A 13,204-nucleotide genomic window follows, 5' to 3' on the forward strand; every position below is an offset into this window, starting at 1 on the left:
ACGGGACACCCCACACGGGGGGTGGCGGGTGAGTGTCCGCCCACCGGACCGCATGCCCACGACGGGGCTGGCCCGGGCGCGGGCATGGCTGAGCCCCGTGGGGGCGCGTGGTGCGCGCCGGGCACGGGGCTCGGGTCGTGCGGGAGGGTGCGGGGCCGCCGCTCAGGGGGCCGTCAGTGGCCGCCGCCCTGCTGCTCGTCGCGGCGGCGCTGCCACCGCTCTTCGATCCGGTTCATCATGGAGCGTCGCTGCCGGGTCTGATGGCCACCGGCCGTCACACCACCCTTGGCCTGCTGCTCCCCCGGCTTCGGCGCCTTGCGCCATCCGGTGACCGCCAGGACCGCGCAGCCCAGCATGACGAGGAATCCCACCACGCTGATCCAGATCTGCTGTGCGACCATGCCGGCCATGAGGAGCGCGATACCCACCAGGAAGCCGGCGACTGCCTGGTAGACCCGTCGCCGGGTGTACGTACGCAGTCCGCTTCCCTCGAGCGCTGTCGCGAACTTGGGATCTTCGGCGTACAGCGCTCGCTCCATCTGCTCGAGCATTCGCTGCTCGTGCTCCGAGAGCGGCACGGAGTCCTCCTAGTCGTCGGTCGCGGGGGCGACCGGTTTGCGGCCCTTTCAGGATAGGCAGGGAATCGCCCCCGTGAAACCCGCCCTCAGTGCCGAATAGCCAAGCCGGGCCGCCATGCGGATTCGGTTGCTGAGGCGTTGATTCCCCAGCCCCTCGCCTGTCATGCCGGATGCTGTCCCCCGATCATACGGGGCGGACGCCGTTACCGGGCAGGCTGTGGCGTACTCCATGGAGTGCCGTCGCCCGCAGCGCCGAACGGGTGGCCGTCCTGCTCAGGCCCGCTTCTCGCCCAGCACGTGCAGTTGGGTGGCGATCGCGTGGAAGGAGGGCAGCTCGGCGGCGGCCGCCTCCAGCTTCAGCAGGGCCTCCGCCGCCCCCGGCTCGGTGTCCACGAGGACGCCCGGGACGAGGTCGGCGAAGACCCGGACGCCGTGCACGGCGCCGACGACGAGGCCGGCCCCGTCGGCGAGGTCGGTGAGCTGCTCGGCGGTGAAGCGCCTGGGCACGGGGTCGCCGGCGCCCCAGCGGCCCGCCGGGTCGTCGAGCGCGTGCCGCGCCTCGGTGAAGTGTCCGGCGAGGGCGCGGGCGAGGACCGCGCCGCCGACCCCGGCGGCGAGCAGGCTGAGGCTGCCGCCGGGCCGGAGGGCCGCGACCGCGTTCCGTACGCCCTCGGCGGGGTCGTCGACGTACTCCAGGACCCCGTGGCAGAGCACGGTGTCGTAGCTCTCACGCCCGACCACGTCGAAGAGGCCGCTGATGTCGCCCTGGACGCCGGTCACCAGGTCGGCGACCCCGGCCTCGGCGGCTCGGCGCTCCAGCGCGAAGAGCGCGTTGGGGCTGGGGTCGACGACGGTGACCCGGTGGCCGAGACGCGCGACCGGTACCGCGAAGTTCCCGGAGCCGCCGCCCGTGTCGAGGACGTCGAGGCTGTCCTTGCCGGCGGCCTCGACCCGGCGGTCGAGGGCCTCCTTGAGGACGTCCCAGACGACGGCGGTACGCAGGGAGGCGCGCGACGGGCGCGACGACGCCTCTCGGCCGAAGGCGGGGGAAGGGTCCGGCACGGCTGTTGACTCCTCGGTGACGGGTACGGACGCTCCCCACCCTATGGCCTCGGCCTCGCCTTTCGGATCATCCTCCGGCCCCGTCCGCCCCCGGCCGACGCGGCGGGTCCGGCTGGAGCGCGAGCAGCCGCTCGACCAGGCGCAGGAAGAAGGAGGCGTCCCTGAGGAGGTCGTCGGCCTCGCGCCGGGTGGCCGCGCCGGCGATGCCTGCCTCGGCGCGGGCCCTGCGCTCGGCGCCCGAGGCGAACAGGGCGCTCCACTCGGTCAGCTCGGGCGCCAGCTCGGCGAGGAGCTCCCAGGCACTCCGTATCCGCTGTCGGCGGCGGGGGCCGGTCTCGGGTCGGGCGCGGGCGGCGAGCACCGCGGCGGCGGCCCGCAGGGCGGCGAGATGAGCGGCGGCGTACCGCTCGTGGGGACGGTCGAGGGTCATGGCCTCGGCCAGTCCGGCACGGGCCTTGGCGAGGAGGTCGAGGGCGGCGGGCGGGGCGGCGGACCGACGCGGGACGGGGTGGATGTCGGACGCGGGTCCGGACTGCGCGGGGACGGCGCGGCCCCCGGGGTGGCGGCGGGGCGCGGCTGCTGCGGAAGGGCTTGCCATGACGAGTCCTCCTGTCGTCGCGTGACGGCGCTGTGGCCGTATGTGTCCATCGTGCCCCGCCCCACTGACAACGCCGTCGACCTGGGCTTTTGCGGGAGAACCGGGTCCGGGGGTAGTTTTTGCACTGACCAGTCAGTTCAAAAGGGGAAGTGGGGGTGGATCCGTGGGAGCGGAAGCCGAGGAGCGGCCGCGCGGTGCCGCCGTCGTCGCGGACGGCTTGGGACTGAAGGGCCCGCGCGGCTGGGCCTTCCGGGAGGTCTCGTTCCGGGCGGCGCCGGGCTCGCTGGTGGCGATCGAGGGGCCGTCCGGGTCGGGGCGCACCTGTCTGCTGCTGGCGCTCACCGGCCGGATGAAGGCGAAGGAGGGCACCGCCGAGGTGGGCGGTCTTCCCCTGCCCCGGAAGATGGCCGCGGTCCGCCGGATCAGCGCCCTCGGACAGGTGCCCGGCGTCAGCGAGCTGGATCCCGCCTTCACGGTCGCGGAGCACCTGCGCGAGCGGGCCCTGCTCCAGCGCCGCTACGACGGCTCCGTCCGGTCCCTGCTGCGGCGCCCGTCCGCACGGGCCGCGTCGAGCCGGGCCCGTATCGAGGAGGCCGTGGCGGCCGCCGGGCTCGACCTCTCCACGCTGCCGAAGGGCGAGCGGACCTCCGTACGGGATCTGGAACGGCTCGAAGCACTGCGGCTCTCGACCGCACTGGCCCTGATCGGCCGCCCCCGGTTGCTCGCCGTGGACGACACGGACCTGAAGCTCTCGGGCGCCGACCGGGCCGAGGTCTGGGGGCTGCTGCGCTCGGTGGCCGCCGCCGGGACGACCGTGCTCGCCGTCTGCAGCGAGGCCCCCGCCGACGCCCTGCGGATCACCACGCTCGCGGACGCGGCGGAACCGGAGACGCCCACCGGGGAGAGCGAACCGGGAGCCGCAGAGACGGATGCCGCCACGCCGGAGACCGCCGAACCGGAGGCCGCAGAGACCCAAGCCGCCACGCCGGAGGCCGTCGGACCTGAGGCTCCCGAAGGGGAGGCCGCCGAGCCGGAAGCCGAGACGGACCCGGCCGGCGTCGCCGACACCGGGAACGACACCGACCACACGACCGAGGAGGGGGCGGCCGATGCGCTCGCCGAAACTCGCCGCGCTTGAGCTGAGGCGCTTCGGCAGGGGAAAGCTGCCGCGCGCCGCGCTCGTCGCGATCCTGCTGCTGCCGCTGCTGTACGGCGCCCTGTACCTGTACTCCTTCTGGGACCCGTACAGCAGGCTCGACAAGATCCCCGTGGCCCTCGTCAACGAGGACCGGGGAGCCACCGCCGACGGCAAGAGGATCAACGCCGGCGACGACATCACCAAGGGGCTCCTGGAGAGCAACACCTTCGCCTGGCACCGGGTGAGCGACGCCGAGGCGCGCCAGGGCGTCGAGGACGGGAAGTACTACCTGTCCCTGACCATGCCCGGCGACTTCAGCTCGCGGATCGCCTCCAGCTCCGGCGACTCCCCCGAGACCGGCGCCCTCCGGGTGCGGACGAACGACGCCAACAACTACATCGTGGGGCAGATCTCCCGGACGGTCTTCTCCGAGGTGCGCACCGCGGCCTCCACCAAGTCCTCGCGGTCCTTCCTCGACAAGATCTTCATCTCCTTCTCCGACATCCACGACGCCACCGCTAAGGCCGCCAAGGGGGCGAACGACCTCAAGCAGGGCGTCGACAAGGCGAAGAAGGGCTCCAAGGACCTGGCGGACGGCCTCACGACCGCCAAGACCGGCAGCGGTGACCTGGCCGCCGGCCTGAGGAAGCTCGACAAGGGCGCGAAGGACCTGGAGAGCGGCTCCCGCAAGGTCGCGAACGGCACGCAGTCGCTCGCCGACAAGGTCAACGGCACCGCCGACAAGGTCCGCCCCTACCTGGCGAACAACGGCACCTCGATCCGCGACACCGCCCGGCTCGTCTCCGACTCCGCCACCGCCGTCCGCCACCGGCTCGACGACCTGGTCGAGCGCGCCCCCGTGCTCCGTACGGCCGCGCACAAGGCCGACGACGGCCTCGCCGCGATCCACCGGGAGGAGTGCGAGCTGAAGCCCGAGGCCGACGAGCGGATCTGCGCCCGGCTCAAGGAGGCCTCGGTCACCGCCGACGACGTGGCCACCGTCGCGGACGACGTGCACGAGCTGACCAAGGACAGCAAGGGCGACATCAAGACCCTGGACGCCCGGCTCGTCACGCTCACGAAGCAGGCCGACGAGCTGGCCGCCCGCGCCCCGCACCTCGACGAGGACGTCGAGGACGCCATCAGGAAGATCAACGAGCTCAACGCGGGCGCGAAGAAGGTCGCGGACGGCGCCGACAAGCTCCACTCCGGCATCACCGAGGCCAAGACCGGTTCCGTCAGCCTCGACACCGGCGTCGGCAAGCTCAAGAAGGGCGCGGGCGCCCTCGACGGGGGCCTGTTCAAGCTGGCCGACGGCTCCGGAGAGCTGGCCGGCGGGCTGCGCGACGGCGTCGAGCGGATCCCGGACTACGACGAGCAGGACCGTGACCGGCGTACGGAGGTCATGGCCGACCCCGTACGGCTGGCCTCCCAGTCCCTGCACAAGGCACCGAACTACGGCACCGGGTTCGCCCCGTACTTCATCCCGCTCTCCCTCTGGGTCGGCGCGATGGTCGCGTACATGATCATCCAGCCGTTGAACCGGCGCGCCCTGGCCGCAGGCGCCTCCGCCTGGCGGATCGCGCTCGCCGGCTGGTTCCCGGTGGCGGCGATCGGCGTCCTCCAGGTCGCCGCCCTCATGGCGGTCCTGCACTGGGGACTCGGCCTCCAGATGGCCCGGGCCGGGGGCACGGTCGGCTTCCTCACCCTGGTCACCTGCTGCTTCGCGGCGATCATCCAGTGGCTCAACGCCCGCTTCGGCGCGGCCGGCCGCATCCTGGTCCTCGCGGTCCTGATGCTGCAGCTGACCTCGGCGGGCGGCACGTACCCCGTCCAGACCAGTCCGGGCTTCTTCAACGCCGTCCACCCCTTCCTGCCGATGACCTACGTGGTCGAGGCGCTGCGCCGGCTGATCACCGGCGGCGGGATCGGGCCCGTCTGGCAGGCCTGCGCGGTCCTGACCGCGTTCACCGTGGGCGCCCTCGCCCTGACCGCGATCTCGGCGCACAGGCGGCAGGTCTGGACGCTCGACCGGCTCCACCCCGAACTGACCCTGTGAGACGGGGCCGGTGACACCCGCGACACCTGTGAGAATCGACCCCATGGACAGCAGCAGCACCCGACGCCAGGCCACGCGCGCGAAGCTCTACGAAGCGGCCGTCACCCTCATCGCGGAGCAGGGCTTCTCCGCGACCACGGTGGACGAGATCGCCGAGCGCGCCGGCGTGGCCAAGGGCACGGTCTACTACAACTTCAAGAGCAAGACGGAGCTCTTCGAGGAGCTGCTGCGCCACGGCGTGTCGCTGCTCACGGCCTCGCTGCGCACGGCGGCCGAGGACACCGCCGAGCGCGGCGGGAGCAGGGTCGACGCGCTCGACGCGATGATCCGCGCGGGCCTCGTCTTCATCGACCGCTACCCGGCCTTCACCCAGCTGTACGTGGCCGAGCTGTGGCGCACCAACCGGGCCTGGAACTCGACGCTCCTGGTGGTCCGCCAGCAGGCCGTCGCGGTCGTCGAGGGGGTACTGCGCGAGGGCGTCGAGGCCGGTGAGCTGAGCGACGACATCGACGTCCAGCTGACGGCGGCGGCGCTGGTCGGGATGGTGCTCGTGGCGGCGCTCGACTGGCAGGCCTTCCAGAGCGAGCGTTCGCTCGACGACGTGCACGCGGCGCTCTCCCGGCTGCTGCACGGGCGGGTGGGCGGCCGCTGACCGCGCGCCCGCGTGGATCACGGAAACGATGACCACGCGCCCGCGTGGACCACGCGAAGGACCGGTGCGGCGAGGCTCGATCCCCCCGAGCCCCGCCGCACCGGTCTCTCCCCCGTGCACCCCCGTGCCGGCAGGTGCGCGGCCCCGTTCCGCAGCCCCGTGCCGGCGGTGCCGGAGCCGCGCCCCTTCCGTGAGCTCCACTCTTCCGTCCGGAGCCGCCCGCGCCCATCCGCGCACCTACTCATCTCGCCCCCTAGGTACGGGTACTCAGAGCTGGTTACGATCGCGGGCGTGTCCGTACTCCCCCTGGTGTTCACCAGCGGCTGGGCGAGCGGGATCAACGCGTACGCGGTGGTCCTGCTGTTCGGCGTCTTCGGCGCGACCGGGCTCACCGACGAGGTGCCCGAGTCCTTGCAGCGCACCGATGTCCTCGTCGTCGCCGGCGTGCTCTTCCTGTGCGAGGCGGTGGCCGACAAGATCCCGTACGTGGACTCGGCATGGGATGCCGTCCACACGGTGATCAGGCCGGTGTCGGGGGCCGTCGTCGCCGCCCTGCTCGCCGGTCAGAACGGTTCGCTGCCCGAACTCGCGGCGGGCGCGGTCGGCGGTACGACGGCGCTGCTGAGCCACTTCGTCAAGGCGGGGACGAGGATGGCGGTCAACTCGTCGCCAGAGCCGTTCTCCAATGTGGCGCTGAGCCTGGCGGAGGACCTCGGGGTGGCGGCCGTCATCACCTTCGCGCTCTTCCACCCGGTGGCGGCGGCGATCATCGCGGCCGTCCTGCTCGCCCTGGGCCTGGTGATACTGGTCTTCCTCGCGCGGCGGATCCGCCGCTTCCTGCGCCGCAGGTCCCAGCGCCGTGAGGAGAGGCGGCTCGCCGACGCGATGTCGAGGGCCCGGTCACGGCCGCCGTCCGACGGCGGAACGAAGCACTTCTGACTGGCCGGCCCCGGACGCCCGACCGGGCTTCCGCCCCTGTCGCGGGCGCCGGATAAAGTCGCCGGCATGGCACGGATTGTGGTGATCGGCGCGGGACTCGGCGCCATGGCGGCGGCGGCCCGGCTGGCCGTGGCGGGCCACCGGGTGACGGTGTACGAGCGGGGCTCGACGTACGGCGGCGCGGTCGGCCGCTTCGAGCGGGACGGCTTCGCCTTCGACACGGGCCCGGGGCTGCTGCATCTGCCCGCCGTGTACCGGGACCTGTTCGTGAAGACCGGCAAGGAGGCCCTGGAGGAGTGCGTCACGCTGACGCAGGTCGACCCGGCGGCCCGTCACGTCTTCGCCGACGGCACGCGCGTGGACCTGCCGAACGCCTCCCGGGCCGGCACGGTCGCCGCCCTGGACGGGGCACTCGGCGCGGGCGCGGGCGAGCGCTGGGGCGACTTCCTGGTGCGGGCCCGCGAGGCCTGGGACCGCACCCGCCGTCCGCTCCTCGAGGAGCCGCAGCCGGCCGATCCCGCACCCTTGGCCCGCGAGCCGTACCCGGCCCTGAAGCCGGGCCTGTTGCGGCGGCCGACGACGACGCTCGCGCAGGTCGGGGCGCGGGAGCTGCGCGACCCCCGGCTCGCCGCCCTGCTCGACGCGTACGCGTGGACGTACGGCTTCGACCCGGCCACCGCGCCCGCCTCGGCCGCCGTCCTGCCGTACATGGAGCAGACCTTCGGCAGCTGGTACGTGGGCGGGGGGCTGCGGGCGCTCGCGGACGCGGTGTACGAGCGGTGCAGGAAGCGGCGTGTCGAGTTCGTCTTCGACACGCCCGTCGAGGACGTCCTGGAGAAGGACGGCCGGGCGGTGGGAGTCCGGTTGGCCGGGGGTGACCTCGTCGAGGCCGACCATGTCGTCGCCGGGGCCCCGGTGCCCGCCCTCTACCGGGAACACGTCGTCGCGTGGGGGCGCGGTGACCACGACCTGCCGCGCTTCCAGGCCCTCGGCACCAGCCGGGTGACGGTCTGTCTGGCGCTGCGCGGACCTCGCGAGCCGGAGGCGGTCCACCGCACCGTCGTGCACGGGGACGGCGAGCGGCCGACGGTGACCGTGCTGCGCCCGGACGACCCGGCGCTGCGCCCCGGCGCGGACCACGAGTCGGTGACGGTCACGGCGACGGTTCCCACGTCTCCGGAGCGGGACGCGGCCGCGTGGGAGGCCTTTGCCGGGCGGATGGCCGAGGCGGCGGGGCGGGCGGTGCCCAGGCTGCGGGAGCGGGTGTTGTGGCAGCACGTCCGCACGCCGGAGGACGTACGGCGGGACACCGGCGCCGCCGAGGTGCCGGGGCCCGCGCTCGCCGGGGCCGGCGGGCGGCTGCTCCCGGCCGACAACCGCTCCCCGCTGCCGGGCCTCTGGTTCGCGGGCGGCTGGTCCCACCCGGGCGGCGGACTCGCCCACGCGGGCATGTCGGGCGCGCTGGTGGCGGGCTTCGTCGTGGAGGGCGCGGACTTCCGCGGCTCCCAGTAGAGGGCGGCAGGGCACACCGGGCCGTGCGGGGAGGCTCAAGGACGCGCTGGGGCGTTTGGGGGGCGCCGGAAGCGCCGGGCCGTGCGGCAAGGCCTCCATGACGCGCCGGGGTCGTGCGGGGCGCCGGAAGCGCCGGGCCGCATGAGAGGGCCGCCGGAAGCGCCGGGCCCTGCGGGGAGGTCTCAGAAAGCCCCGGGGTTCGGGCCGGGCCTTCCCCCGGGGCGGCAGGACGCGCCCGGCCGTCCGGGGGGCCACCGGACCCGCCGGCGCCCCCGCGGTCACTCAGTAGCGGTACTGCTGCTGGTCGTCCTGGTGCGGCTCGTAGCCGTACGGGTCCGGGGTCCCCGGCTGCTGCGGCGGGGGCACCGGCTCGGTGTCGCGCTGCTGCGGGACCCAGACCCCGCCGGGCGGCGTGTCGTAGGAGTACGGGGCGGCGTACGGGTCGGCGTAGTACGAGCCGTACTGCTGGCCGTCCGTGCCCGGCCCGATGTACGGGTCGGAGTAGGCGGCGTACTGCTGCTGCGCGGCGGCGGCGCCGTAGTCGTAGGCGGGCTGCTGGTCGTAGGCCGGCGCGTAGGGGTCGTACCCCGTGTCGTAGCCGGTGCCGTGGCCGGCCTCGTGGCCCGTGGCGGCGTGAGCCGTGTCCTGGCCCGTGTCGTAGACCCCGTACTGGCCGGTGTCGTCGGGCATCGGCAGGGGTTCGTAGACCGCGGCTGGCTGAGCGTCCTCGCCCTCCGGTACGGCGTACGAGGGGTCCTCGCCGCCGTAGGCGAGCTCGGTGACCTCAAGGGTGGGCCCGGACTGCGCGGAAGGGCCGGACCTGCGGCGACGGCTCGCGCCCGGATTGCCGCCGATCGCCCAGCCAGTGGAGAAGCCACGGCGGAAGGACAGCGTCACGTACGTCTGGCCGACGGCGAAGGCGACCGCCCCGGCGATGATCACCGTCACCGAGGGCAGCAGCACGCCCAGGACCACGCCGAGGAAGCCACAGAAGGCGAGCACCCGCCAGCGCAGCCGCGCCTTGTACTGGAGGAGCACCTCCCCCAGCAACCACAGTGCGACCACTCCGAACGCGATGTAGAGGACCGTCCACCCCATGCCCCGCCGCCCCTCTCCACGGTCACCGCCGCGGGTCGGGGCGGGTACGACCGGTCACGACTGCTGGTGCAGTCCGAGATTCTCGTAGATCTCGAGCGTCGCGGTGGAGCTGTTCAGCGTGATGAAGTGCAGTCCGGGGACACCCTCGGAGAGCAGCCGCGCGCAGAACTCCGTCGCGAACTCGATACCGATGGAGCGTACAGCGGTGGGATCGTCCTTGACGGCGAGGATGCGCTCTTTCACGTCGTCGGGGAAGGCCGCGTTGCTCAGCTGGGGCAGCCGGCCGAGGGTCTTCACGTTCACGACGGGCATGACCTCGGGGATGATCGGGGTCTCGCAGCCCGCCTTCGCGGCGCTGTCGCGCAGCCGCAGATAGTTCTCCGGGTCGAAGAACATCTGGGTGATCGCGTAGTCGGCGCCCGCGCGGCACTTGTCCACGAAGTGCCTGATGTCCGTGTCCCAGTCGGTGGAGCGGGGGTGCATCTCCGGGAAGGCGGCGACGCCCACGCAGAAGTCGCCCGACTCCTTGATGAGCCGGACGAGGTCGGCCGCGTACCGGACGCCCTCGGGGTGTTCGACCCACTCGCCGAGCGGGTCGCCGGCCGGGTCGCCTCGGAGCGCGAGCATGTTGCGGATGCCGGCGTCGGCGTACTGGCCGAGGACGTTGCGCAGCTCGGCGACCGAGTGGTCGACGGCGGTGAGGTGGGCGACCGGGGTGAGCGTGGTGTCGGAGGCGATCTTCTGGGTGGCCTTCACGGTGCCGCCGCGGGTGGAGCCGCCGGCGCCGTAGGTCACGGAGACGAAGCTCGGTCCGACCGCCTCGACCCGGCGCAGTGCGTTCCAGAGGCCCTGTTCGCCCTTCTCGGTCCGGGGCGCGTAGAACTCGAAGGAGTACGACGTGCCGCCGGAGGCGAGGATCTCGCGGACCGTGCGGGCGCGGTCCGAACGGACGGAAGCGGTACCAAGGGCCATACCGGCAGGTTAGACGGGGTGCGGCGGGCGGCGTACACGGTGTCCGGCTGATGGACACCGTTTCGGACAGCCGGCGGGGCGCGTCCTTGGACGAACCGCCGAGTTCCGCAGGGCGGGCGCGCCGGTCCCGGACGCCACCTCGGCCAGGCCCCTACTCCCCCGCGCGCTCCCGGACCCGCTTGGCGAGGGCGGCGGTCGCGGCCGCCGGGTCGTCGGCCTCGGTGATGGCCCGGACGACGACGATCCGGCGCGCGCCCGCGTCCAGGACCTCGTCGAGGTTGGTCTCGTCGATGCCGCCGATGGCGAACCAGGGCCGGTCCTGGGCCAGGCCCGCCGCGTACCGCACGAGGTCGAGGCCCGGTGCGTACCGTCCGGGCTTGGTCGGGGTGGGCCAGCAGGGGCCGGTGCAGAAGTAGTCGACGCCCGGTTCGGCGGCGGCCGCGGCCGCCTCGCTCTCGGCGTGGCAGGACCGGCCGATCAGGGCCTCGTCGCCGAGGATGGCGCGGGCGGCGGGCACGGGCAGGTCGCCCTGGCCCAGGTGGAGCACGTCGGAGGCGATGGCGTGGGCGACGTCGGCCCGGTCGTTCACGGCGAGCAGCCTGCCGTGGCGTCGGGCGGCGTCGGCGAAGACGGCGAGGTGCTCCAGCTCCTCACCGGCCTCCATGCCCTTGTCGCGGAGCTGCACGATGTCCACGCCGGAGGAGAGCACGGCGTCGAGGAAGGCGGGCAGGTCTCCCTGGCGCTTCCGGGCGTCGGTGCACAGGTAGAGCCGGGCGTCGGCGAGCCGCTCACGAGGCGTGGGCATGGGTGGGTTCCCCCCGTCGGTGTCGCCGGCGCCGCGGCGGCCGACCCCGCGAGGAGCCGGCCACCGCGACACCCGCTGGTGGTGTCTTCGGGCGTACGTGTGTCAGAGGGCGAGCGCCTGGGCGCGGCGCTTCACCTCCGTGCCGCGGTTCTCGCCGAGGGCCTGCGCGGGCGTGCCCGGCAGGCTCTCGTCCGGAGTGAAGAGCCACTCCAGCATCTCCTCGTCGGTGAAGCCGTCGTCCCGCAGCACGGTCAGGAGCCCGACGAGGCCCTTGACGATCTTGTCGCCCTGGATGAAGGCGGCGGGGATCTGCAGGGCGTTGTTCTCTCCACGGCGCACGGCGATCAGCTGACCTTCCTTGATCAGCTGCCGCACGCGCGTCACCTCGATGTCGAGCATCTCCGCGATGTCGGGCACGTAGAGCCAGGCGGGGACGAGCGCATCGATCTTTACGTCAATCTCGGTCACAGGACAAGCCTGCCATCCCGGGCTGACAGCCGGTAGTCGGGCCCTACGCGACTGCCGCCTTCAGGGGTACGGAGGGGTCCGCCGCGCGCGTGGGGTCCACGGCCGTCGCCGTCTCGATGAGCTTGCGGCCCTGGGCCAGGTCGCGGGGGCGGCCGACGGCGAGGAGGGCCACCGGCACGTCGGCCCGCAGCCAGAGCACGGACCAGGCCTCGTCGGCGGGATCGCCGCGCCAGAGCAGTCGGTCCGCGTCCGCGTGGTGGCCGGCGTACTGGACGAAGCGGCCGAACTGCTCGGACCAGAAGTACGGGACGGGGTCGTACGGCGTGTCCGCGGCCCCGGTGATCGCGGCGGCGACCGTGCGGGGGCCCTGTAGGGCGTTGTCCCAGTGGTGGACGAGGAGGCGTTCGCCGTAGCGGGCGGAGGGGAAGGAGGCGCAGTCGCCGACGGCGTACACGTCGGGCAGGGAGGTGCGCAGCCGCTCGTCAGCGGTGACGGCGCCGCCGGGGTCGAGGACGATGCCGGAGCCGGTGAGCCAGCCGGTGGCGGGGCGGGCCCCGATGCCGACCACGACGGCGTCGGCGGGGAGCTCGCGGCCGTCGGCGAGGAGGACGCGGCCGGGCTCGACGGTGTCCACGCGCGCATGGGTGAGGAGTTCGGCGCCGTGGGCCCCGTACCACTCGGCCATGGGGGTGGTGACCTCGGCGGGCAGTGCGCCGGCGAGGGGGCGGTCGGCGGCCTCGACCACGGTGACGGCGCAGCCCGCCTCGCGCGCGGCGGTGGCGAACTCGGCGCCGATCCATCCGGCGCCGACGACCACCACGGTGTGGCGCCGCTCCAGGACGGGTCCGAGGCGTACGGCGTCGTCGAGGGTCCGCAGCAGATGGACGCCGGGGACGCCCTCGGCGCCGGGCAGGGTGACCGGCTGGGCGCCGGTGGCGACGACCAGGATGTCGTAGCGGACGGGTCCGGCCTCGGTGTCGATCTCGTGGTCGGCGGCGCGCAGTCCTGTGACGTCCAGGCCGAGGCGGAGCTCGATGCCGAGGACCTCGAAGTCGACGTCGAAGGCGGAGTCCTCGGCCTTGCCGAGGAGGATGGCCTTGGAGAGCGGGGGCCGGTCGTAGGGCTGGTGGGGTTCGGCCCCGATGAGGGTCAGGGGGCCGGTGAAGCCCTGTTCACGCAGGGCGACGGCGGTCTGTACGCCCGCCATCCCGGCGCCGACGATCACGACATGCTGCTGGGCCTGCTTCTGCTCGCTCACCCGACCACCTTACGCATCTGACGAGCCATCAGGAATGCGGAGGCCAGGAGGGGTCTGTGGCCGCC

The 13,204-nt window shown here is 73.5% G+C and carries 13 protein-coding genes; 5 read left to right on the forward strand and 8 right to left on the reverse strand.

What is annotated here, in order from left to right; genetic code table 11:
• Positions 1 to 173 precede the first annotated feature (173 nt).
• From ABZ567_RS01395 to ABZ567_RS01405, 3 genes are all read right to left on the reverse strand, one after another.
• Positions 174 to 578 carry a DUF3040 domain-containing protein gene (locus tag ABZ567_RS01395; RefSeq protein WP_360783149.1) on the reverse strand — a complete coding sequence of 135 codons (405 nt, stop codon included), beginning with the start codon at positions 576 to 578 and terminating at the stop codon, positions 174 to 176.
• Between the two features lie 273 nt (positions 579 to 851).
• Entirely contained in the window at positions 852 to 1,640 is a 789-nt protein-coding gene (locus tag ABZ567_RS01400; RefSeq protein WP_360783151.1) for a methyltransferase, read from the reverse strand.
• Between the two features lie 67 nt (positions 1,641 to 1,707).
• A complete protein-coding gene (locus ABZ567_RS01405; RefSeq protein ID WP_360783154.1) occupies positions 1,708 to 2,238 on the reverse strand; it encodes an SAV_6107 family HEPN domain-containing protein in 531 nt (176 codons plus the stop codon).
• Between the two features lie 163 nt (positions 2,239 to 2,401).
• On the opposite strand from ABZ567_RS01405, the gene ABZ567_RS01410 reads away from it, so the two are divergent.
• From ABZ567_RS01410 to ABZ567_RS01430, 5 genes are all read left to right on the forward strand, one after another.
• Complete coding sequence (locus ABZ567_RS01410; RefSeq protein ID WP_360783157.1) at positions 2,402 to 3,376, forward strand: ATP-binding cassette domain-containing protein; 975 nt, start codon at positions 2,402 to 2,404, stop codon at positions 3,374 to 3,376.
• Positions 3,348 to 5,435, forward strand: a complete 2,088-nt coding sequence (locus tag ABZ567_RS01415; protein ID WP_360783160.1) for a YhgE/Pip domain-containing protein — start codon at positions 3,348 to 3,350, stop codon at positions 5,433 to 5,435. Before ABZ567_RS01410 ends, ABZ567_RS01415 begins: the two co-directional genes overlap by 29 nt.
• A 43-nt stretch (positions 5,436 to 5,478) precedes the next feature.
• Complete coding sequence (locus tag ABZ567_RS01420) at positions 5,479 to 6,087, forward strand: helix-turn-helix domain-containing protein (protein ID WP_360783162.1); 609 nt, start codon at positions 5,479 to 5,481, stop codon at positions 6,085 to 6,087.
• 291 nt (positions 6,088 to 6,378) lie between these two features.
• A complete protein-coding gene (locus ABZ567_RS01425) occupies positions 6,379 to 7,026 on the forward strand; it encodes a DUF4126 domain-containing protein (protein ID WP_360783165.1) in 648 nt (215 codons plus the stop codon).
• Between the two features lie 66 nt (positions 7,027 to 7,092).
• Complete coding sequence (locus ABZ567_RS01430; RefSeq protein ID WP_360783168.1) at positions 7,093 to 8,538, forward strand: NAD(P)/FAD-dependent oxidoreductase; 1,446 nt, start codon at positions 7,093 to 7,095, stop codon at positions 8,536 to 8,538.
• Between the two features lie 282 nt (positions 8,539 to 8,820).
• On the opposite strand, the gene ABZ567_RS01435 is transcribed toward ABZ567_RS01430, so the two are convergent.
• From ABZ567_RS01435 to ABZ567_RS01455, 5 genes are all read right to left on the reverse strand, one after another.
• The gene (locus ABZ567_RS01435) at positions 8,821 to 9,636 is read right to left on the reverse strand and encodes a hypothetical protein (protein WP_360783170.1); all 816 of its coding nucleotides are present in this window, start codon (positions 9,634 to 9,636) and stop codon (positions 8,821 to 8,823) included.
• Between the two features lie 54 nt (positions 9,637 to 9,690).
• The gene (gene metF, locus ABZ567_RS01440; protein WP_360783173.1) at positions 9,691 to 10,608 is read right to left on the reverse strand and encodes a methylenetetrahydrofolate reductase [NAD(P)H]; all 918 of its coding nucleotides are present in this window, start codon (positions 10,606 to 10,608) and stop codon (positions 9,691 to 9,693) included.
• Positions 10,609 to 10,759: 151 nt separating this feature from the next.
• A complete protein-coding gene (thiE, locus tag ABZ567_RS01445; protein WP_360783175.1) occupies positions 10,760 to 11,413 on the reverse strand; it encodes a thiamine phosphate synthase in 654 nt (217 codons plus the stop codon).
• 102 nt (positions 11,414 to 11,515) lie between these two features.
• A complete protein-coding gene (locus ABZ567_RS01450) occupies positions 11,516 to 11,881 on the reverse strand; it encodes an Rv2175c family DNA-binding protein (protein ID WP_360783178.1) in 366 nt (121 codons plus the stop codon).
• Positions 11,882 to 11,924: 43 nt separating this feature from the next.
• Positions 11,925 to 13,139, reverse strand: coding sequence for an FAD-dependent oxidoreductase (locus ABZ567_RS01455; RefSeq protein WP_360783180.1), 1,215 nt, complete (start codon positions 13,137 to 13,139; stop codon positions 11,925 to 11,927).
• Between the last annotated feature and the right edge of the window lie 65 nt (positions 13,140 to 13,204).

Origin of the sequence: Streptomyces sp. NPDC016459, assembly GCF_040632845.1 — a bacterium.
GTDB lineage: Bacteria > Actinomycetota > Actinomycetes > Streptomycetales > Streptomycetaceae > Streptomyces.